Source organism: Mycobacterium europaeum, assembly GCF_002102155.1.
GTDB classification, from domain to species: Bacteria; Actinomycetota; Actinomycetes; order Mycobacteriales; family Mycobacteriaceae; genus Mycobacterium; species Mycobacterium europaeum.
Genome location: NZ_LQOU01000006.1, coordinates 54153 through 75402, shown reverse-complemented (window position 1 = coordinate 75402; position 21250 = coordinate 54153). Strand labels below are relative to the sequence as shown.

Below are 21250 nucleotides of genomic sequence, written 5' to 3'. Positions count from 1 at the left end.
GGTGCCAACTCACCTCGGATCGGTTGCCAGGAAGGCGGTTTGCGCGGTGCCGAAGCGAATTCCCGTCGCGTCCTTGCCGATCAGGGTCAGCAACGCGACGACGATCAGCACCGGCACGATCGTCGCCGCCAGCGCGAAGGGATAGCCGTGCGACTCGGCCAGGCGCTCCTGAATGGGCAAGTTGAACGCGGCCAGCAGGTTTCCCAGTTGGTAGGTCACGCCCGGGTAGAGGCCGCGGATGGCATCCGGTGACATCTCGGTCAGGTGGGCCGGGATGACCCCCCACGCGCCCTGCACGAACAGCTGCATCAAAAACGAGCCCAGACACAGCATGGCCGCCGTGCGCGAGTAGGCGAACAGCGGCACGATCGGCAGCGCCAGCAGTGCGCAGAAGATGATGGTGTGGCGGCGGCTGAACCGCTGCGACTGCGTGCCGAAGAACAGGCCGCCGATGATGGCGCCGATGTTGTAGACGATCACGATCCACTTGACCGTCGCGCTGGACAATCCGGCGCCGTGGTTGGTGGTGGCTGTCAGGAATGTCGGGTAGACGTCCTGGGTGCCGTGGCTCATCCAGTTGAAGGCGGTCATCAACAGCACCAGGTAGACGAACCGGCGGATGATCTTGGCGTCACGCAGCACGTCGCGGATCCTGGTGCTGGTGAGCCTCATCTGGTCCTGCGCGGCCTCCCACACCTCGGATTCCTCCACCCGGTAGCGGATGATCAGGCTGACCAGCGCCGGAATGATGCTCAGCGCGAACAGCCACCGCCAGGACAGTCCGAGCCAGTTCATCACCACCAGCGACGCGACGCTCGCCAGCAGATAGCCGAACGCGTACCCCTCCTGCAGCAGGCCGGAGAAAAAGCCGCGCCGCTCGACGGGAACCTTCTCCATGGCCAGCGCGGCGCCCAGCCCCCACTCGCCGCCCATGCCGATGCCGTACAACAGCCGCAGAATCACCAGCACGGTGAAGTTGGGGGCGAACGCGCACAGGAAGCCCACCACCGAGTAGAACATCACGTCCACCATCAGCGGCAGCCGCCGACCGACGCGGTCGGCCCACAGCCCGAACAACAGCGCGCCGACGGGACGCATGATCAGGGTGGCGGTGGTGACGAACGCGACCTCGGCCTTGCTGTGGTGGAAGGTCTTTGCGATGTCGGCGTAGACGAGCACCACGATGAAGTAGTCGAAGGCGTCCATGGTCCAGCCCAATAGGGCCGCGATGAACGAGTTTCGCTGATCGGCGGTCAACTTCGGTTGCGGACTTTGTGTGGTCACGTCAGCATCGTGGCGTACCGGGGACGGTAAAGCGAGCCGTTTCGAGTTGCGGTCCGCGAGAGTAAGTTGCGGATACATGCGCATCATCGACGCCGACGGACATGTTGCCGAGAACCCCTCGCTGGCGGCCGAGGCGATCAAGCGCTGGCCGCAATACGTCAAGCCGGCGGCCGACGGCAGCCGGTTGACGTTCGAGGGTCGCAGCTACCCGGAGGATCACGGCCCGGGCGCCGGGTGTCCTCCCCAGCACGGCATCAGCAAGGCGCCGGACATCAACTGCCGCTCCACCGAAGGCGTGCTGGGCGACGCCGACCGCGACCACATCGACACCATGGTGTTGTATCCGAGTCTGGGCCTGTGCGCGCCCACGCTGGAGGACCCCGAGTTCGCGGCGGGGTTCGCCCGGCTCTACAACCAGTGGATCGCGGACTACTGCGCCCCGTCGGGCGGCCGGCTACGGGGTGTCGCCGTGACCCCGATCGAGCACGGCCAGGCGGCTATCGACGTCATGACGGAAGCGAAAGACCTTGGACTGGTGGCGACTTTGGTTCCGCCGGCGCTCAAGACCCGCAACCTCGACCACCCCGATCTCGATCCGTTCTATGCCGCGGCGGTCGAACTGGAGATGCCGCTGGGGATTCACGGCGCGCCGGGCATCCACCTGCCCAAGATCGGCGTGGACCGCTTCACCAATTACATCCAGGTGCACTGCATCAGTTTCCCGTTCGACCAGATGACGGCGATGACGGCGCTGGTCTCCGGCGGCGTCTTCGAGCGCCACCCGCGGTTGCGGGTCGCCTTCCTCGAGGCGGGCGCGGGTTGGGTGCCGTTCTTCATGGATCGCCTGCACGAGCACTACGAGAAGCGCGGCGACTGGATCGAACGCGGATGGCGCCGCGACCCGCACGAGTACCTGGCCGCGGGCAACATCTGGGTGACCTGCGAGCCGGAGGAGCCGATCCTGCCCGGGGTGATCGACGTGCTCGGCGCCGACTTCATCATGTTCGCCAGCGACTACCCGCACTGGGACGGGGAATGGCCGGAGAGCACCAAGCATCTGCGGACCCGTTCCGACATCAGCGAAGAGGCGCGCGAAAAGATCGGCGGGCTCAACGCACAGCGCTTCTACAACTTGAACTGAACGCGACGCCCTTCGCCGCGGCAGGTGGGAGGATCTTGGACCATGGGCCCTTTTCTGCTTCGCGCCGCACTGACCGGTTTCGCGCTGTGGCTGGTCACGAAGTTCGTCCACGGGATCACGTTCGTCGGCGGTGACACGAAGCTGGAGCGCGTCGGCATCATCTTCGTGGTCGCCGTCGTCTTCGGACTGGTCAACGCGTTCATCAAGCCGATCGTCCAGCTGCTGTCGATCCCGCTGTACATCCTGACGCTCGGCTTGTTCCATGTCGTCGTCAACGCCCTGATGTTGTGGATCACGGCGTGGATCACCGAGCACACCACGCATTGGGGTCTGCAGATCGATCACTTCTGGTGGACGGCGATCTGGGCCGCGGTCGTGTTGTCGATCGTGAGCTGGGTGCTGTCGCTGATCATTCGGGACGTCAGCCGTCGCTAGCGTCCCCGCCAGCGCGGCGGTCGCTTCTCGGCGAATGCGCGCGGCCCCTCCTTGGCGTCCTCGGTCTCGAAAACGCGGTCGCTGTGCCGGGTTTCGTTGTCGTAGGCCGACTCCAGGTCGAGCGCCAAACCCTCGACGGCGGACTGCTTCGTCGCGAACACCGCGAGCGGCGCGTTCGCCGCGACGCGCTCGGCGTAGTCGTAGGCGGTGTCCATCAGTTGCTCGGGCGGGACGACACGGTTGATCAGCCCCATGGCCAGCGCCCGCTGCGCGTCCACCATGTCGGCGGTCAGCAGCAGCTCCATCGCCAGCGGATAGGGCATCTGACGCGGCAACCGCACGGTGCTCCCGCCGCCGGCGAACAAGCCCCGCTTGGGCTCCATCACCGCGAATCGCGCGGCCGGCACGGCCACCCGAATGTCGGTCGAACTCAACATCTCGAAGCCGCCCGCGACGCAGGTGCCGTTGACGGCGGCGATGATCGGCTTGTAGACGGGGAAGCGGTGCAGGACGGCGTGGATGGCGTCGTCCTTATTCCACCCTCGCGGCTGCGGCAGGTCGCCGGTGAGTTCGGGGATGAACTTCTTCAGGTCGGCGCCCGTGCAAAAGTCCTGCCCCACACCGGTTATCACCGCCACCCACGCGCTGGGGTCGTCGCGGAACGCCGCCCACGCGTGGGCCAGGTCGCGGAAGTGTTCCATGTCCAGCGAGTTGCGGGTTTCGGGGCGGTTGATCGTGATTGTGGCGATGTGCCCGCCCACCGCGTAATCGATGCTCACCGCGCCCCCCGCTGACCGGCCAGGCGGACCACGTCGCGCGCGCAACCCCACGACAGGGTCACGCCGTTGCCGCCGTGGCCGTAGTTGTGGATGCACACGGCTCGTCCCAGCGGCTCGGCTTCCACCCGCACCGACGGGCGGTCGGGCCGCAGCCCGGTGATGGTCTCGATCACCTCGGCGTCGGCGAGCCGCGGCTCGATCCGGCGGCAGCGGTGCAGGATCCGCTCGGTCACGTCGGGCTCCGCGGTGGTGTCCCAGCGGTCGGGGATGCTGATCCCGCCGCACACGACGCGCCGGGGATGGGGGAAGTAGCAGGTCCATTCCGGGCCGCCGTTGATCTCCAGAAACAGTTGTTGCAGACCGGGATTGGTGAGCACGACGTGCTGGCCGAACAGGGGCCGCACCGTGTCGTCCCCGGTCAGGCGTCCCGCGGCCAGACCGGCGCAGTTGACCACGATCGGCGCGGCGTCGGCGGCCTCGGCCAGTGACCGCACCGGATGCTCCTCGATTTCGCAGCCTGCCGCGGCCAGCCGGCCCGTCAGGTAGTCCAGATAGTGCGGCATGTCGATCATCGGCAGCGTGGCGCGAAAGCCGTTGCCGAGGCCGGCGGGCAGGTCGGCCGGCTCGGCCGGCCGCAGGTCGGGAATCAAGGCCGCGGCGGACGCCATCGCCTCGGTCGCGGTCAGTTCGCCGGCGGCCAGCGCGGGCGCGAGCCGAACGCCGGAGCCCGGATCGGTGGCGAGCTCGCGGAACACCCGCAGGGAGTGTTCGGTCCAATCGAGCGTGCCGCTGGCACGTTCGGCGGGGCGCGGCGGCAGCCAAACCGCGCCGGCCACCCTCGACGTCGTGTGCTGTGGCATCGCAGCCGTCCAGACCCGCACCGGCCACCCGGCCTCGGCCAGGCACACCGCCGACGTCAACCCGCTGACACCGGCACCGACGACGACGATCTGTTGCGCAGAGGCCACGGCGCCACCGTAGCGAAACTAGCCCCTCCGCGGGGGTGCGGCCGGGCTAGTGATCAGAGCGCGTCAGGAGTGAGGGGGAGGCGGCGGCGCAGGCTGCTGGCCGGCCTGACCGCCGAGCAACCCGTTGAGCAGGCCGAGCGTGCCCTGCACACCGGCGGGGGGCGTGGTGGGCGGCAGGGCGGCATCCGGGGTCAGCTGCCACGGCTGGCAGCCCGAGGTCTTGAACGCCTTGTCCGTCGGGTCGATCTGGACCACCTGCGGCTTCTTGGTCATGTTGTTGTCGATGATGTTGCCGTCGGGATTGCCCGTGCGCTTCCAGTAGCAGGTGCCGTTGTTGGCGGGTCCGCCCGAGCTGTAGATCCCGGGGGCGATGTCGGTCCCGACGTTGTAGATGCCGTCCTTGTCGATGCTCGTCTTCGGTCCGGGCGCGGGGGAGGCGGCGGGGGAAGCCCCGGGTGACGGTGCCGGTGACGCCGAAGACGGCGGGGGCCCGGGTGCCGGTCCCGTGGAGGCCGCCGGTGAAGGCGACGGGGGCGGCGTCTGGTCGGGGTCGGCGCCCGCCACGCCCGCCGAGACTGCCCAGCCCGCGACCAACAGCCCCGCGACGGCCAGTCGCGCCGCGGGAGGTATACCTGCCTCAATCCCCATAGCACGCCAGCGTACCGGGATGAGCAGCCTAAATCACCTGCGCCGCCACGGGCCGGCCGCCGTTCCCGGACGCGAAACCGGTGGCCACGGGCACGTCCGAGCCCTTACGCGAGCCGGCGTACGCGACCGGCGTGGCCGAGCGCGTGTTCATAGGTTTTGAGGTTGTCGCGAGAGATCTTCGCGTGCACCGGGCGTTCGAGAAGGAAGCGCAGCACCGGGTTGTAGGCGTGGTAGGTCTCGTGGAAGGTCAGCACGGTGGTCCCGTCCGGCTGTTCCTCGAGCCGGTGGTAGCCCTCGGCCCGGGACCAAAGCGGCGCGCCGACGGCGATGTAGCGCGACAGCTTGTTGGTTTCGGCTTCGGTGACGGTTTCCCACGAACGTGCCTTGCCACCCGACAGGAGGTACTTGGGTACTTCGAAGATGCAGGTGCGGACCAGACCCTCGCCCGCCTCGTTGCCCTCGTTGAGGATCTCCATGCTGCCGGTGGGCCACTTCAGAACGCGCGGCCGGGGTGCGTTGGGCGGAGGGGGCGGATGCAGCACCCGCCACACCTTCGCCGGGGGTGCCTCGACGTGAAAACGCACGGTGTAGGACTGCATCAGCCGTCTCCCCAGCGATCCCAGAACGTCACGGTTTCCGCGGGCGGCCGCGCGGCCGGCCGGAAGTCGGTGCCGATCGTGTAGGCCACCGGGAACAGCGCGGCCTGCGTGACGGTGTCCGGGATGCCGAGCAACTCGGCCACTTCTCGCTCCCTGGCCAGATGCATCGTCGTCCACACCGACCCCAGCCCGCGGGACCGCAGGGCGAGCAAGAAACTCCAGCCGGCCGGGATGATCGACGCCCAGGCCGACGCGGCGGTCAACAGGGTGGCGTTGTCGATGCGACTGTCCAGGCACGGGATCACATGCACGGGGACCTTGCCCAGCGTCTCGGTCAGCGCCAGCGCGCCGGCGTACACCCGCCGGGTCTGCGGGTCGGACGCCTCCTTGGCCGCATGCGCCAGGTAGTCGGCGCCGACGCTGCGGTAGATCTCGGCGATGGCGGCGCGCTTGTCGGCATCGGTGATCACCAGCCAGCGCCAGTCCTGCGCGTTGCTCGCGGTGGGCGCCTGCATCGCCAGCCGGATGCACTCGAGGATCACCTCGCGGCCGACCGGCCGGTCCAAGTCGAGGCGCCGGCGCACCGACCGCGTCGTCGTCAGCAGTTCGTCGACCGTGGCCAGGTCCATTCGGTGTTCCTCACTAGAGATCGATTGCGCAGAACCGCCTGACGCCCGGGCCATCCGGCGCGTCGAGACGGCCATCGGCGACTCCTGGCGGTCTGAGGTGACCAGCGAGTCGAGCAAATCAGATCAGCGACTCGGCTGTCCAGGGCGGTGAGCCGGCGGTCACGGTCACTCCGCCGTTCGCGACCTGTTCAGGATCCGGCAGGCCTGATCGACCATGTCGGCCAGGATGTCGGCGGCGGGCCGGACCTGGCGAACAAGCCCCACTCCTTCGCCGACGAGGATGGCGGCGGTGTCGAAATCCTCCGCGGCAACCGCTTTCTCGTAGTCGGTCACCGCATCGGGCAGCGACGCCGCCAACCGGTCCTCGTTGCCGTGCCATGCGTCCAGGAAGTCGTTGCCCAGCGCCCGCGCGTTGTAGCCGGCCGGCCAATCCAGCCGCCGCACAAGGTCATAGGCGCGCGTGCGAATGGTGTCGTCACCGCTGGCCGTCAACGCGCGCTCGTGCGCCCGCGGCGACACCAACGCCTCCTGGGACGCCCAGAACCTGGTGCCCACCAGCGCACCGTCGGCGCCGAGCGCCAGCGCGGCGGCCAGGCCGCGTCCGTCGGTGACCCCGCCCGCGGCCAGCACCGGGGTGCCCGGTGCGCGTTCGGCGACCAGGTCGACGACGTCGGGCACCAGCGTGAACGTGGACCGCAGGGTCATGCCGTGCCCACCGGCCTCGCCGCCCTGCGCCGCGACGACGTCCGCGCCGGCATCCAGGGCCCGGCGCGCGTGGTCGAGCGTTTGCGCCTGCGCGATGAGCGGGACGCCCGCGGCCCGAATGCGCTCGGCAAAGGGGTGCAACTCGCCGAACGACAGCATGATCGCGGCGGGCTGCCGCTGCAAAACCTCCTCGAGCAGGGCGGGTTGGCGGGCCAGGCTCCAGGTGATGAACCCGCATCCGACGGTTTGCCCTTCGGCTCGGGCGAATTCGCGCCGCAGCCACTCCGCCTCCCCGTAGCCGCCGCCGATGAGGCCCAGACCGCCGGCCGAGGTCACCGCCGCCGCCAGTCGGCCACCGGAGATCATCGCCATCGGGGCCAGCACGACGGGGTGTTCGATGCCGAAGAACCTGGTCACGCCGGTGTCGAGGCTCATTGCAGCTCCCCGGTGAGGAACTGCGCCCGGCCGTGGCCGAAAGACCAGTCCTCGTCGCCGTTTTCGGTGATCGACACGACCAGGTCGGACCCGTCGAGCCCGCACCGGTCGGCCAGGTTGACGGCCAGCAACTCGTAGAACTTCTCCTTCATCGCCCGCGTGCGCCGCCGGCTCACCACGTGCACAATCACCTGTTGCGACGAGCGCGCGATGCCGAGGCCGGTGTCCAAAGCGACGACCTCGTGGCCGGGATGGGTGCGCACCACTTGATAGCGGTCCCGCGCCGGCACCCCGAACGCTTCGACGACGGATTCGTGAACCGCGTCGAGCAGCACCCGGACCTGCGACGGCGTGCGACCCTCGATGAGGTCGATGTACAGCAGTGGCATTTCGTTTCCTCCGATTGATGTCCTCGAGTCCGCCCTCGAAACGGCGCACGGCGGTTGAGTGTGCGCCCGCGACGTCGAGCGTGCGCCCGTGGCGGCATCGCTCGGCGTGTCGCGAGCGTAGCCGCACACTCGATGGGTCAGGCGAGCAGCGCAAAACCCGAGCGCAGCAGCGCCAGGCTGGACGCCACGAGTTCGCCGAGGTCGCCGGCGCAGCCGTTGCGGCCCCAATTCTCCACCGCCACAACGAGGGCGGCGGCCAGCGCCGAGCCGGTGACCTCGGCGAGCAGGTCGATGTTCGGCACGTCCGGGTTGCGACCCCTGACGAAGTCGGTCAGCACCCGCGCGAACGACGCCTGCACGACGCGCAGATGGCTCGCGATCCGCTCGGCGCTGATCAGTTCGGCGCGGGCCGACGCGGCCTGGCGGACCACTTCGAGGTCATGCGGGAAGGCCGCGACACTCGCGAGCACGGCGTCGAAGAGCGGCTCGGAGGCCGGCCGGGCGGCCAGCGCCTCGGCCAGCCATTCCAGCTGGGTCTCGTAGTCCTGGAAGAGCACCGCCTCCTTGGTGGGGAAGTGGCGAAAGAAGGTCCGTTCCGTGACGCCGGCCTCGCGGGCCAGCTCGGTCACGGTGACATTGGTGAATCCTTTGCGCGCGAAGCTGTTCAAGGCCGCCTCGCGCAGTGCCTCATGCGTCGATCGTCGGCGTAGTTCGTGGCGGTTCGTAGGCGCGCTCATCCCACGGGGATGGTATCCCACCCCGGTGGATTCGGTCAGTACTGACATCTTCCAATTGTGTCAGTACTGACATATTCTTGTCACGCCGAGCCCAGGGAGGAAGCCATGCCGGACTATGACGCGATCGTCGTGGGAGCGGGCCACAACGGCTTGACCGCGGCGACGGTGCTGCAGCGCGCGGGCCTGCGCACCCTGTGCCTGGAAGCCAACACCTACGCGGGCGGCATGGCGGCGACCGTCGAACTGATCGACGGCTTCCGCTACGAGATCGCCGGTTCGGTGCAGTTCCCGACGGCGAGCCAGATCACCAAGGACCTCGGCCTGGACACCTTGCCGACGGTGGAGCCGGACGTGATGTCCACCAACATCGGCGACCACGGCGAGGAGCCGATGATCTTCTACCGCGACCCGATGCGGCTGATGACGCACCTCGGCGAAAAGCACGGCATCGAAGCCGTCACCGGCATGGCCGGACTGATCGGGTGGAGCCAGGGGCCCGCAAAAGCGTTAGGGCGCTTCGACGTTCGCACACCACCGAAGACCCTCGACGAGATGTATGCGTGCGCGGCCAACGACGCCGAACGGCGCGCCATCCACGAGATGCTGTTCGGGTCGGCGATGGACGTCATCGACCGATACCTGCCCGACAAGGACAAGCACGCGGTCATCCGGGGGATGCTCGCGTTTCTCGCGGTCAACTCCACCTACCGCGGCCCCTACACGCCGGGCAGCGCCACCTGCCTGGCCTTCGCCCTGGCGGTACCGGACGACAGCACGGCCATGATGACCAAACTCAAGGGCGGCATCGGCGCGCTCACCGAACACCTGCGGGAGTTGTTCGTCTCCCACGGCGGCGAGATCCGCTTCCGCGCCAAGGTGGAACAGATCCTGGTCGAGCATGGCGCAGTGACCGGGGTGCGGTTGCGCGACGGGTCGACGCTCACCGCGCCGATCGTGGTCTCCAACCTCGCGCCCGACGTCACCCTCACCGATCTCGTCGCACCCGAGCATGTTCCGGCGGAGCTGATCTCGCGGCTGTCCGGCCGCGACCACCGCGCCTCCTTCGTGCAGATCCACTTCGCCCTGGACGGGCTGCCCGAATTCGCCCCGCCCTACGAGTTTTTGAACGAAGAAGGCATGCAGCAGTCGGTCGGCATCTTCGGCGCTCCCGAAGAACAACAGCTGCACTGGGAGAACTGCCGGCGGGGCGTCGTCCCGGACAACCCGTCGATGGGAATGCAGATCCCGTCGGTGCACGATCCGGGCATGGCGCCGCCCGGCAAGCACGCCGCGAGCGCCTACGCGTACGCCTTCCCGGTGGAGGTCGGCCGGCACGACCATGGCCGACTGAAAAACGAGATGGCACAGCGTGTTATCGACAAGATCACCCGGTTGGCGCCCAACTTCGAGGACATCGTGATCCGCCACATCACCTTTGCCCCCTACCACATGAACACGATGTTCGGGGCCCCCGCGGGCGACTTCTGCCATGGCCTGCTGCATCCGGACTTGATGGGGCCCAACAGGCCGGGGCCCAGGGGATTCCTCGACTTCCCGATCCCGATCGAGGGCCTCTACCTCGGCGGCGCGGGATGCCACGGCGGGCCGGGCATCACCTTCACGCCCGGCTACAACGCCGGTTATCAGGCGCTCGACGACATGGCCTGAGAGCGCCCGTCAGCCGCCGAAGGTTCCGGTGAGCTGGGCGTGCGCGGTCGCGGCGCCCGCAATCGTCGTCGCCGCCCGGACGCCGGCCAGGCCGCCGGGCAACCGGTAGTCGTCGGGCAGTTGGTAGAGGGTGAACCGGTAGTGGTGGGTGCCGGTTCCCGCGGGCGGACACGGGCCCTGGTAGGCGGACCGTCCGCCGCTGTTGGGCAGCGTCGTCGCCCCCTGCGGTGTCTGACCGTCGGCGGTGCTGCCGGTGCCCGGCGCGATTCCGGTCACGACCCAGTGCACGTACAGCCCGTTGACGGCGTCGGGGTCGTCGACGACGAGCGCCGCGGCCGACGGGGCCGACCATGTCAACGGCGGCGCCATGTCGGCGCCCTTACAGGTGTACTGCACCGGGATCGGCGCACCGTCGGCGAATGCCGGGCTGGCGATGCTCAACGGTGCGCCGGCGGGTGCGGCCGGGGCGGTTCGCGCGAGGGTTGTCACCCTCGGCGTCGACGGCGCCGTGATCCGGGTGTCGCCGTGCCCACCGCAGCCGGCCAATCCCAGCACCGGCGCCAGCGCCGCGACCACGAGAACGATCCGCCTGCGTGCCGTCGTGGTTTCCATAGGGAAAGTGTCGCCGACCGGGGCGCCATAGAAAAGGTTCTAGCCGCCGGACTTCTTCACTTCCAGGACCCGCTTGCGCAAGCCCTTGGTGGCGGTGTCCATCAGGCTCTTGGCGCCCCTCTTGACCAGGAAGCCCGGAACCGGCATCAGGAGGTCGACGGTGAGGTCGAACCGGACGCGAGTGGAATCCCCGTCGGGGGTCAGCGTGTACCGGCCCTCCTGCGCGCGCTGCTGCTTGGCGCTGTCCAGCGTCCAGCTGACACCGTCGTCGTGCACCACGTAGGACAGCACCTGCTCCTCCGTGAAGCCCACCAGTTTGACCACTTGCCGGGACCTCAGCGGGTGGCCCTCATCGTCGCGTTCGAGGATGTCGACGTTTTGATGCACCGAGGACCACTCGGGCAACGACTCCAGGTCGAACAACACGCCCATGACCTCATCGGGGGTGGCCTCGATGACGACTTCTCGGAATTCGGTGACAGCCATGGGTGCAACATAGCCACAGCGACGACGCCAGAAACCCACTTTGCGCCGCCATCGTCATGTGCCGTGCGCACGCCTTGGTCGTGCCGCCGGCCGCGGACTAGCGTCGGAAACCGTGCACCTGACGTGGGAACGGCTGACCGACCGCGCGTACCGCACCCGGCTGCCGTTCTGCGATGTCACGGTCGGGCTGGTGTGGGGGAGCGGCGGGGCGCTGCTGGTCGATACCGGTTCCACCCTCACCGAGGCGGCGGCGATCGAGGCCGACGTGCGGCGGCTCGCCGGGGGCCCGGTCACCCATATCGTCTTGACGCACAAGCATTTCGATCATGTCCTGGGTTCGTCGGCGTTCGCCGGGGCGGACGTCTACTGCACGCCCGGCGTCGCCGACGCGCTGTCCTCGGCGACGGGCGAACTCCGCGAGGACGCGCTGCGCCACGGCGCCGAACCGTGGGCGATCGACCGGGCGATCGCGGCCCTGCGTTGCCCGGAGCGGGGGCTGTATGACGCGGTCATCGACCTCGGCGACCGCACCGTCGTGGTGGCGCACCCCGGACGCGGACATACCACGTCCGATTTGGTGGCGGTGGCCGCCGGGACCAACCCGGGCGACCCGGTCGTCGTCTTCACCGGCGACTTGATCGAGGAGTCCGGAGATCCGGCTATCGATGCGGACTCCGACCTCGCGTCGTGGCCGGCATCCCTCGATCGGGTGCTTGCGCTCGGCGGATCGGAAGCCCTCTACGTCCCGGGACATGGAAGCGTGGTCGACGCCGAGTTCGTCCGCCGACAGCGCGACTGGCTGAGCCGACGCGCGGCCATCAGGCCGTAATGGCGAAAAGGGTTGCGCCGCATGTTGATGCGATCCCAAGTGGTCGCCCGGGCGCGCGGCCGGCGCCCACCGGCGGCCACGCCCGGGCCCGGGGAGGCACTCGACGGCGGCCGGACTACAGCACGACAACAGTTTTGGCTCGGGTCTTTTGACCCCTGATTGAACGGCCTGTTCCGGGGATAGACTCTCGTATTCAGGGGAATCTCGCCGAAGAGGAGCTCAAGGCCATGGCCATCATCGACTCGGACACCGAGGTCCGGACATCGTTCGAAGACGACATCGCCGCCACGCAGCGGTACATGGACGGCCCGCGGTTCGCCGGCATCACGCGCCTCTACACCGCCCGCCAGGTCGTCGAGCAACGCGGCACCATCCCCACCGACTACCCGGTGGCGCGCAACGCGGCGACGGCCTTCTACGACCGGCTGCGCGAACTGTTCGCCGCCAAGAAGAGCATCACCACCTTCGGGCCCTATTCGCCCGGCCAGGCGGTGGCCATGAAGCGGATGGGCATCGAGGGCATTTACCTCGGCGGCTGGGCGACCTCGGCCAAGGGCTCCACCACCGAAGACCCCGGTCCCGACCTCGCCAGCTACCCGCTCAGCCAGGTGCCCGACGACGCCGCGGTGCTGGTGCGGGCCCTGCTCACCGCCGACCGCAATCAGCAGTACCTGCGCGTGAACATGAGCGAGCGGCAGCGCGCCAGCACGCCCGCCTACGACTATCGCCCGTTCATCATCGCCGACGCGGACACCGGCCACGGCGGTGATCCGCACGTGCGCAACCTGATCCGCCGTTTCGTCGAGGTCGGCGTGGCCGGCTACCACATCGAGGACCAGCGCCCCGGTACCAAGAAGTGTGGTCACCAGGGCGGCAAGGTGCTGGTGCCGTCCGACGAACAGATCAAGCGGCTCAACGCGGCTCGCTTCCAGCTGGACATCATGCGCGTGCCGGGGATCATCGTCGCGCGCACCGACGCCGAGGCGGCCAACCTGATCGACAGCCGCGCCGACGAGCGCGACCAGCCGTTCCTGCTCGGCGCCACCAACCTCAACATCCCTTCGTACAAGTCGTGTTTCCTGGCGATGGTCCGGCGGTTCTACGAGCTGGGCGTCAAGGAGCTCAACGGCCACCTCCTCTACGCGCTCGCCGATTCCGAGTACGCCGCCGCCACAGCCTGGCTCGAGCGCCAGGGCATCCAGGGCCTGATCGCCGAGGCGGTGAACGCCCGGCGAGAGGACGGGCACGAATCCATCGACGACCTCTTCGACCAGGTCGAGTCGCGGTTTGTGGCGGCCTGGGAAGACGACGCCGGGCTGATGACCTACGGCGAGGCCGTCGCCGAGGTGCTCGCGTTCGGCGAGAGCGAGGACGAACCCGTCGACATGAGTCCCGAGCAGTGGCGGCAATTCTCCGAGTCCGCGTCGCTGTACGCGGCACGGGAGAAAGCGAAAGAGCTTGGCGCAGACCCGCCGTGGGACTGCGAGCTGGCGAAGACGCCGGAGGGCTACTACCAGATTCGCGGCGGAATTCCGTATGCGATCGCCAAGTCGCTCGCGGCCGCCCCGTTCGCCGACATCCTGTGGATGGAGACCAAAACCGCCGACCTGGCCGATGCCCGCCAGTTCGCCGAGGCGATTCACGCCAGGTTCCCCGACCAGATGCTGGCCTACAACCTGTCGCCGTCGTTCAACTGGGACACCACCGGGATGACCGACGAGGAGATGAAGCGATTCCCCGAGGAGCTCGGCAAGATGGGCTTCGTCTTCAACTTCATCACCTACGGCGGCCACCAGATCGACGGCGTGGCGGCCGAGGAGTTCGCCACCTCCCTCAAGCAGGACGGCATGCTGGCGCTGGCCCGCCTGCAGCGCAAGATGCGCCTGGTGGAGTCGCCGTACCGCACGCCGCAGACGCTGGTCGGCGGCCCCCGCAGCGACGCGGCGCTGCAGGCGTCCTCCGGCCGAACGGCGACCACCAAAGCGATGGGCAAGGGCTCGACCCAGCACCAGCATCTGGTGCAGACCGAGGTGCCGAAGAAGCTGCTCGAGGAATGGCTCACGCTGTGGAGCGAGCATTACCATCTCGGCGAGAAGCTGCGGGTGCAGTTGCGGCCCCGGCGCGCCGGGTCGGACGTGCTAGTGCTGGGCATTTACGGCAACGGGGACGAACAGCTGGCCAACGTCGTCTTCGACCCCATCAAGGACCGCCACGGCCGCAGCATCCTCACCGTCCGCGATCAGAACACCTTCGCCGAGAAGCTGCGTCAGAAGCGGCTGATGACGCTGATCCACCTCTGGCTCGTGCACCGCTTCAAGGCCGACGCGGTGTACTACGTGACGCCGACGGAAGACAACCAGTACCAGACCTCGAAGATGAAGTCGCACGGCATCTTCAGCGAGGTGTACCAGGAGGTCGGCGAGATCATCGTCGCCGAGGTGAACCACCCGCGCATCGAGGAGTTGCTGAAGCCCGACCGCGTGGCGCTGCGGAAGCTCATCACCAAGGAGGACTAGCCGGCGGACGGCGTTCTCGCCGGTGGCGAAGGCGTTGGACGGCAATACCATCCGGTTTTCGGCTCTCCCCGGGCGAGAGCGGATGTCCAATTTACGAATAAGAAAATTTTTTATTGCCGGGTTTGTAAATTCCCGCATGACAACAGTTTTCCGGGGATACGATTTGGCTGACCGATGGCCCATTAGCCCGAGATGGGCCATCGGTCCCACCGGGCTCAGTCCCAGGGGCTTTCCGCTCGCGTCAGCACCCACCCTCAGCACCCTGCGGTCGACGAGGCACGCCTCGTGCGACATCCACTCCATGCCCTCGGAAAATATGTCGTCTAGCAATAGTTGCACAGATGTAGGATTAGGTCATGGATGCGCGCCAGTTACGGCGCGCAGCAGCAGGGAGGAGCGGTTGATGAAGGCGCAGATCAAGACGGCGGCTGCGGTGTTCGGCGGGATGTCCGCGGTTGCCCTGGCGGTGGGATTCGGCGCGGTCGGCATCGACCCGGCGGGCGGCGCGCCGGCAGCGGCGACGCACCCGTCGTCCAGCACGGCGGCGACGTCGACGACCGGCGCCGGCACCCATGTGGCCACCCTGGCCGGCTGCGTGTCCGGCCTCGACTGCTAGCGCGGCTGTTGTCCCGGTGGCCCATCCGCGTGATGGGCCACCGGCGTTTTGGGGAGCGCAAGTCGCCGCGTCGGATCCCGTTTGCCGCCCCGCACACCGGGGTAAGGAGAAGTGGACCACCTGCACCCCGTGCGGGTGGGGATTGGGGACTCCGATGAGATCTGCAGCAAGAACCTCGGTCGCGCTCTTTAGCGGGGCGGCCATGCTGGTGCTCGCGGTCGGGTGTGGCGGTGGCGGCAACAAGGGGCCGAGCAGCAGCACCACCACCACGACCACGACGACGCCCTCATCGAGCGTCGCTCCGTCGACACCGGGTGGCGGCGGCACCACGGGCGGCCCCACGGGAGGCGGCGGGCCCGGCGGTGGCGGCGGCGGGGTCCCGGGCGGGCCCACCGGCAGTGGCGGGCCCGGCGGTGGCGGCGGCGGGATCCCCGGCGGCCCGAGCGGCGGCGGCGGACCCGGCGGCGGTGGCGGCAGCATCCCCGGTGTCGGGGGTGGCGGCGGCGGCCCGGGTGGCGGCGGGGGTTGCGTCGGCAACGTCTGCGGCGGCTACTGACATCCGTGCGCTGAGCCGGCCGTAGCGCACCGAGACGAAGACTTGCTCCCTGAGTCGGCGGGGCCGCGATCACCCGGCCCCGCCGACTGAAACTCGCGATCCGAACGTTGCGACGCGAAACCCCTGGGCCGAACATCGGATTCGAGTTATGGTTCTGGCCAACTCGGATGCAAGGGGACTTCAATGGCGAAGCTCAGGTTTGGATACTTCATCGCCCCGTTCCATCGGGCGGGCACGAATCCGACGCTGGCATTGCAGCGCGACCTCGAGTTCATCGAGCACCTCGACGCCCTGGGCTTCGACGAAGTGTGGTTGGGCGAACACCACTCGGCGGGCAGCGAGATCATCAGCTCACCGGAGATCTTCATCGCCGCCGCGGCCGAACGCGCCAAGCGCATTCGCTTTGGCACCGGGGTCATTTCGCTCTCGTATCACAACCCGCTCTGGGTCGCCGACCGGCTGATGTTGCTCGATCACCTCACCCACGGCCGGATCATCGGCGGTGTGGGCCCGGGTTCACTGCCCAGCGACTCGTCGATGATCGGGCTTACCCCCACGGACACCCGCGAGCTGCTCGAAACGAACCTCGACATCGTCGTCCGGCTGCTGGCGGGGGAGACGGTGAGCGCCAAGACGGCCACGCATCAGTTGTTCGACGCCAAGCTGCAGCTCGCCCCGTACTCGGACGGCGGGATCCCGCTCTCGGTCGCCGCGGTCGCATCGCCAACCGGTGCGCGGCTGGCGGGCAAGCATGGCATCGGCTTGCTGTCCATCGGTGCGACGTTGACCGTCGAGGGTTTCAACGCGCTCTCCTACCACTGGGGCATCGTCGAGGAGCGTGCGGCGGCCTTCGGCACCCAGGTCGACCGCAGGAACTGGAGCCTGGTCGGCCTGTTCCATCTCGCCGAGACCGAGAAGCAGGCCCGGGAAGAGGTCAAGTTCGGCATCGAGCCATGGTTCCACTATTTCCAGAAAGTGGCCGCCTTCCCGCAGATGACGATGCCCGGCGAGCAGCTCGACGAGATGATCGACGTCATCAACGACAACGGGGCGGGCGTGATCGGCACGCCCGAGCGGGCGCGCCAGCAGGTGCAGCGCCTGTGGGATCAATCCGGCGGGTTCGGCTGCATGCTGCAGATGGGCCACGAGTGGGCCAACCCGGCCGCCACGCGGCGGTCCGCGGAGTTGTTTGCCGCCGAAGTCATGCCGCATTTCCAGGGCCAGGCGCAGCCGACGCTGGATGCCGCCGCGCGTGCCGGACAGGCCCGCGACAGCCTGGCGCAATCGCAGCTGGACGCCGTCGCGCACATGACGAAGAAGTACCAGGACGAGGTCGGCGCGACGTAGCGGCTCAGCCGCTGCACCTTGGGAAACGGGCTAGCGCCGGCCGTTCGATTCCCGCTCGGCCGCCTTCACCAGGCGACCGGCGAAGTACCGGACCGCGCCGCCCATGGCGGCACGCATCGCCGGACCCGTCCCGCGGACGCCCTCGGTGAACGAACCGGTCCAGCGGATGTCGGTTCCGCCCGCCGGGTTCGGTGTGAACACCACCTCGCCCGAGTAATCCTTGGCGGGTGTCGGGGGCCCGACCAGCCGGTAGGCATGCCGGCGATCCTGCTCGTACTCGACGGTCTCCTCCTGGACCAGGACCGGCCACAGTCCCACCTTGCGGATGGCCCCGATGCCGCCGGGCGCGGGATCGCCCTGCCGCGCCCAGCTCGACTGCACGACGATGGGCTTGGCCCACTTCGACCAGTTGGCGCCGTCGGTGACGAGCCGGAACAGCGTCGCGGCGGGCGCGGTGCTGGTGCGGTTCACCTCGAAAGAAAATGTCCTGCCTGACATGACCAAACCCCCGCTGGCATCGTCGGCGACCCTGCGTGCCGCTCGCGGGTAGGTTATCGCCCACACTGCGCATCCCCGGGACGGGGTTCGCGGGACAGGCGAATTCAGTTCGGCCTCAACGCCCTTCGCCCCCGGGGTGCCGATGATCACGTTCACGGCCGCCGCCCGCCGGCCTTGCCTACAGTGTTGTCCATGGCGTTCGGTTCCCGGCAGCACAACCAAGCTCCCCCCGGCTTGCTCGAGATCGAAGACTGCCTGGATGCCGACGGCAACATCATGCCGCCGCCGGACGTCACGCTGATCTCGCTCATCGAGCGCAACATCGCGAACGTCGGTGACGCCGTGGCGTACCGATTCCTGGACTACAGCCGGTCGGCCGACGGGCTCGTCGAGGAGGTCACGTGGAAACAGTTCGGGGTGCGGCTGGAAGCCATCGGCGCGCGCGTCCAACAGGCAGCCCGCCGTGGCGAACGCGTCGCGGTCCTGGCGCCGCAGAGCCTCGACTACGTGATGGGTTTCTATGCCGCGATCAAGGCCGGAACCATCGCCGTGCCGCTGTTCGCGCCGGAGTTGCCCGGGCACGCGGAACGTCTCGATACCGCCCTGCGCGACTCGGAGCCGACGGTCGTGTTGACGACGGCGGCGGCCCGGGGCGCGGTCGAGGACTTTCTGAGCACCCTTCCGCAATTGCGGCGCCCGCGGGTCCTCGTCATCGACGAGATCCCCGACTCGGCGCGGGAATCGTTCGCGCCCACCGAGTTACGCCACGACGACGTCTCGCACCTGCAGTACACGTCGGGCTCGACCCGGCCCCCGGTGGGCGTGGAGATCACGCACCGGGCCGTCGGCACCAACCTCGTGCAGATGATCCTGTCGATCGACCTGCTCGACCGCAACACCCACGGGGTGAGCTGGTTACCGCTCTACCACGACATGGGCCTGTCGATGATCGGCTTCCCGGCGGTGTACGGGGGACACTCCACGCTGATGTCGCCCGCCGCGTTCGTCCGCCGGCCGCAGCGCTGGATCAAGGCCTTGTCCGCCCAGGCGGGGCGCGCCGTCACCGCGGCGCCGAACTTCGCCTACGAGTGGACGGCCCAGCGGGGCCTGCCCGCCCCGGGCGACGACGTCGACCTGAGCAACGTGGTGCTGATCATCGGGTCCGAACCGGTCAGCATCGACGCGATCACCACCTTCAACAAGGCGTTCGCCCCGTACGGATTGCAGCCCACCGCGTTCAAGCCCTCCTACGGCATCGCCGAGGCCACGCTGTTCGTCGCGACCATCGCCCCCGACGCCCAGGCGACCGCCGCCTACTTCGACCGCGACGAGCTGGGCGCCGGGCGCGCGGTGCGGGTGGCGGCGGACGCGCCGGGAGCGGTGGCACAGGTCTCCTGCGGTCAGGTGGGCCGCAGCGAATGGGCCGTCATCGTCGACCCGGACACCGGCACCGAACTGCCCGACGGTCGTATCGGTGAGATCTGGATCCAGGGCAACAACGTCGGCCGGGGTTACTGGGGGCTGCCCGACGACACCCGGCGAGCGTTCGGCGCCCGGCTGCACTCGCGGCTCGCCGAGGGCAGCCACGCCCAGGGCGCCGCCGCCGAACGCCCGTGGCTGCGGACCGGGGACCTGGGCACCCATCTCGACGGCGAGCTGTACGTCACGGGCCGGATCGCCGACATGGTCACCGTCGACGGCCGCAACCACTACCCGCAACACATCGAGGCGACCGTCGCAGAAGCGTCGCCGATCGTCCGGCGCGGGTACGTGACCGCCTTCGCGGTGCCGGCCGAGGGCACCGGTCAACAGCTGGTGATCATCGCCGAGCGGGCCACGGGAACCAGCCGCGCCGACCCGCAGCCGGCCATCGAGGCCATCCGCGCCGCGGTCTCGCGCCGCCACGGTGTGCCGGTGGCCGACGTGCGTTTCCTGCCGGCCGGCGCCATTCCGCGCACCACCAGCGGCAAACTGGCGCGCCGCGCGTGCCGCGCCCAATACCTCAGCGGCAGCCTGGGCGCGCGCTGACCGCGGCGGGTCGGGACGCCCCAAAAGCGGGGCCCTCGCGGCGCGGTTGACTTAGTCTCCCGTGGGAGGCGAACGATGGTGCTCAAGATTGCAGTGCCGGCGGATCGGATTCACGGCGACGCCGACACCGGCTACGGAAAGGTCGCCGACGCCTTCCGCGCCAGTTTCCGCGACGGCGCGGAAGTTGGCGCCGCCGTTGCGGTGTACCGGGACGGGGTCAAGGTCGTCGACTTGTGGGGCGGCTACCGCAACGGGTTGGCCAAGGAGCCCTGGCGGCCCGACACGATGGTCAACATGTTCTCCACGACCAAAGGGGTCGCCGCCCTGGTCGTGGCCGTGGCGGTGTCCCGGGGACTCCTCTCCTATGACGCCCGGGTGGCCGATTACTGGCCGGAATTCGCGCAAGCGGGCAAGGGCGAGGTGACGGTCCGCCAACTCCTCGGGCACCAGGCCGGACTGTGCGCGCTCAAACCGAAACCCACGCTGGCCGACGTCGCCGACCCCGCCAGGCTTGCGCCGATCCTCGCGGCGCAGGCGCCCGCGTGGCGCCCGGGCACCCGGCACGGCTACCACGCGATCACGCTCGGCTGGTACGAATCCGAGCTGATCCGCCGGACCGACCCGGCCGGCCGCACGCTGGGCCGTTTCATGGCCGACGAGGTCGTCCGGCCGCTGGGACTGGACCTGCACATCGGACTGCCGGATTCGGTCGACCGCGAGCGGGTGGCGCACGTCCACAACTGGGCGCGCGCGGAGTCGCTGCTGCATCTGAACGTGATGCCGGCCGGGTTCGTCGGCGCCTCCCTCAACCCGGTCGGCCTGACGGCGCGCACCATCGGGGTCCCGCGCGGCGTCAACGCGTTCAACGGCGACTACAACCGCGACGAGGTGCGGGCGGTCGAGATCCCGTCGGCCAACGGCATCGGCACCGCCCGGGCGGTGGCGCGGCTGTACGGCGGCGCGGCCACCGGGGGAGCGGACCTCGGTCTCGGCGACGACACCCTCGATGCGCTGGCGGCGCCGGCGCTCGAGCCGAGCCGGGGCGCCCGCGACAAGGTCATGAACGTGGACGTGGCGTATTCGCTGGGGTTCTGTAAACCGGTGCCGCACTTCGCCTTCGGCTCCTCGGAAAAGGCCTTCGGAACTCCGGGCTTCGGCGGCTCGTTCGGCTGCGCCGACCCGGACACCGGCGTCGGGTTCGCCTACGTGATGAATCGGCTGGGCTTTCACCTGTGGAGCGACCCGCGCGAACTCGCCCTGCGGCAGGCGCTGTTTCGCGACGTGCTCGGCGTGCGTCCGCAGACGTGACGCCGGTGGAAATCCTTTTCGTCCGCTACGGTGAGGC

General features: G+C 68.9%; 22 protein-coding genes. 10 read left to right on the top strand and 12 right to left on the bottom strand.

Going from position 1 to position 21250, the window contains the following annotated elements:
• Positions 1-9: 9 nt before the first annotated feature.
• Positions 10-1362 carry a sialate:H+ symport family MFS transporter gene (locus AWC03_RS02360; protein ID WP_276327163.1) on the bottom strand — a complete coding sequence of 451 codons (1353 nt, stop codon included), beginning with the start codon at positions 1360-1362 and terminating at the stop codon, positions 10-12.
• Here AWC03_RS02360 and AWC03_RS02355 point away from each other — a divergent pair.
• Positions 1361-2425 (top strand): amidohydrolase family protein, encoded by a 1065-nt coding sequence (locus AWC03_RS02355; protein WP_085238927.1) that lies wholly within the window; start codon positions 1361-1363, stop codon positions 2423-2425. The genes AWC03_RS02360 and AWC03_RS02355 overlap by 2 nt on opposite strands.
• Positions 2426-2467: 42 nt before the next feature.
• Positions 2468-2860, top strand: coding sequence for a phage holin family protein (locus AWC03_RS02350; RefSeq protein WP_085238926.1), 393 nt, complete (start codon positions 2468-2470; stop codon positions 2858-2860).
• Here the strand turns inward: AWC03_RS02350 and AWC03_RS02345 are convergent.
• The 8 genes from AWC03_RS02345 to AWC03_RS02305 form a co-directional block, all read right to left on the bottom strand.
• Positions 2857-3639, bottom strand: a complete 783-nt coding sequence (locus tag AWC03_RS02345) for an enoyl-CoA hydratase/isomerase family protein (RefSeq protein ID WP_085238925.1) — start codon at positions 3637-3639, stop codon at positions 2857-2859. The two genes, AWC03_RS02350 and AWC03_RS02345, sit on opposite strands and share 4 nt — an antisense overlap.
• Positions 3636-4607, bottom strand: a complete 972-nt coding sequence (locus AWC03_RS02340) for an FAD-dependent oxidoreductase (RefSeq protein ID WP_085238924.1) — start codon at positions 4605-4607, stop codon at positions 3636-3638. Before AWC03_RS02340 ends, AWC03_RS02345 begins: the two co-directional genes overlap by 4 nt.
• Positions 4608-4670: 63 nt before the next feature.
• Complete coding sequence (locus AWC03_RS26685) at positions 4671-5255, bottom strand: hypothetical protein (RefSeq protein WP_141659244.1); 585 nt, start codon at positions 5253-5255, stop codon at positions 4671-4673.
• A 104-nt stretch (positions 5256-5359) separates the two neighbouring features.
• Entirely contained in the window at positions 5360-5854 is a 495-nt protein-coding gene (locus tag AWC03_RS02325) for an SRPBCC family protein (protein ID WP_085238923.1), read from the bottom strand.
• Positions 5854-6483 (bottom strand): nitroreductase family protein, encoded by a 630-nt coding sequence (locus AWC03_RS02320; protein ID WP_085238922.1) that lies wholly within the window; start codon positions 6481-6483, stop codon positions 5854-5856. The genes AWC03_RS02325 and AWC03_RS02320 overlap by 1 nt, the downstream gene beginning before the upstream one ends.
• A 165-nt stretch (positions 6484-6648) precedes the next feature.
• Complete coding sequence (locus tag AWC03_RS02315; RefSeq protein ID WP_085238921.1) at positions 6649-7623, bottom strand: NAD(P)H-dependent flavin oxidoreductase; 975 nt, start codon at positions 7621-7623, stop codon at positions 6649-6651.
• Entirely contained in the window at positions 7620-8012 is a 393-nt protein-coding gene (locus AWC03_RS02310) for a tautomerase family protein (protein WP_085238920.1), read from the bottom strand. Before AWC03_RS02310 ends, AWC03_RS02315 begins: the two co-directional genes overlap by 4 nt.
• Positions 8013-8149: 137 nt before the next feature.
• Positions 8150-8749: a TetR/AcrR family transcriptional regulator gene (locus AWC03_RS02305; protein WP_085238919.1), complete on the bottom strand. Its 600-nt coding sequence runs from the start codon at positions 8747-8749 to the stop codon at positions 8150-8152.
• A gap of 105 nt (positions 8750-8854) precedes the next feature.
• Here AWC03_RS02305 and AWC03_RS02300 point away from each other — a divergent pair, with 105 nt between their 5' ends.
• Positions 8855-10417, top strand: coding sequence for a phytoene desaturase family protein (locus AWC03_RS02300; RefSeq protein WP_085238918.1), 1563 nt, complete (start codon positions 8855-8857; stop codon positions 10415-10417).
• Positions 10418-10426: 9 nt separating this feature from the next.
• On the opposite strand, the gene AWC03_RS02295 is transcribed toward AWC03_RS02300, so the two are convergent.
• Together AWC03_RS02295 and AWC03_RS02290 are read right to left on the bottom strand one after the other, a co-directional pair.
• Positions 10427-11029, bottom strand: a complete 603-nt coding sequence (locus AWC03_RS02295; RefSeq protein WP_085238917.1) for a YbhB/YbcL family Raf kinase inhibitor-like protein — start codon at positions 11027-11029, stop codon at positions 10427-10429.
• Positions 11030-11068: 39 nt separating this feature from the next.
• Entirely contained in the window at positions 11069-11515 is a 447-nt protein-coding gene (locus tag AWC03_RS02290) for an SRPBCC family protein (RefSeq protein WP_085238916.1), read from the bottom strand.
• A 112-nt stretch (positions 11516-11627) separates the two neighbouring features.
• On the opposite strand from AWC03_RS02290, the gene AWC03_RS02285 reads away from it, so the two are divergent.
• From AWC03_RS02285 to AWC03_RS02270, 5 genes are all read left to right on the top strand, one after another.
• A complete protein-coding gene (locus tag AWC03_RS02285) occupies positions 11628-12344 on the top strand; it encodes an MBL fold metallo-hydrolase (RefSeq protein WP_085238915.1) in 717 nt (238 codons plus the stop codon).
• 227 nt (positions 12345-12571) lie between these two features.
• Complete coding sequence (aceA, locus tag AWC03_RS02280; protein ID WP_085238914.1) at positions 12572-14860, top strand: isocitrate lyase ICL2; 2289 nt, start codon at positions 12572-12574, stop codon at positions 14858-14860.
• A gap of 403 nt (positions 14861-15263) precedes the next feature.
• Positions 15264-15476, top strand: coding sequence for a hypothetical protein (locus tag AWC03_RS27220; RefSeq protein ID WP_090422054.1), 213 nt, complete (start codon positions 15264-15266; stop codon positions 15474-15476).
• 154 nt (positions 15477-15630) lie between these two features.
• Positions 15631-16032: a hypothetical protein gene (locus AWC03_RS27215; RefSeq protein ID WP_158089943.1), complete on the top strand. Its 402-nt coding sequence runs from the start codon at positions 15631-15633 to the stop codon at positions 16030-16032.
• Positions 16033-16215: 183 nt separating this feature from the next.
• Complete coding sequence (locus AWC03_RS02270) at positions 16216-17379, top strand: LLM class flavin-dependent oxidoreductase (protein WP_085238913.1); 1164 nt, start codon at positions 16216-16218, stop codon at positions 17377-17379.
• A gap of 30 nt (positions 17380-17409) precedes the next feature.
• On the opposite strand, the gene AWC03_RS02265 is transcribed toward AWC03_RS02270, so the two are convergent.
• Positions 17410-17877 carry an SRPBCC family protein gene (locus tag AWC03_RS02265; RefSeq protein WP_085238912.1) on the bottom strand — a complete coding sequence of 156 codons (468 nt, stop codon included), beginning with the start codon at positions 17875-17877 and terminating at the stop codon, positions 17410-17412.
• Positions 17878-18069: 192 nt separating this feature from the next.
• On the opposite strand from AWC03_RS02265, the gene AWC03_RS02260 reads away from it, so the two are divergent.
• Both AWC03_RS02260 and AWC03_RS02255 read left to right on the top strand, forming a co-directional pair.
• The gene (locus AWC03_RS02260) at positions 18070-19905 is read left to right on the top strand and encodes a fatty acyl-AMP ligase (protein ID WP_085238911.1); all 1836 of its coding nucleotides are present in this window, start codon (positions 18070-18072) and stop codon (positions 19903-19905) included.
• 75 nt (positions 19906-19980) lie between these two features.
• Complete coding sequence (locus tag AWC03_RS02255) at positions 19981-21213, top strand: serine hydrolase domain-containing protein (RefSeq protein WP_085238910.1); 1233 nt, start codon at positions 19981-19983, stop codon at positions 21211-21213.
• Positions 21214-21250: the final 37 nt, after the last annotated feature.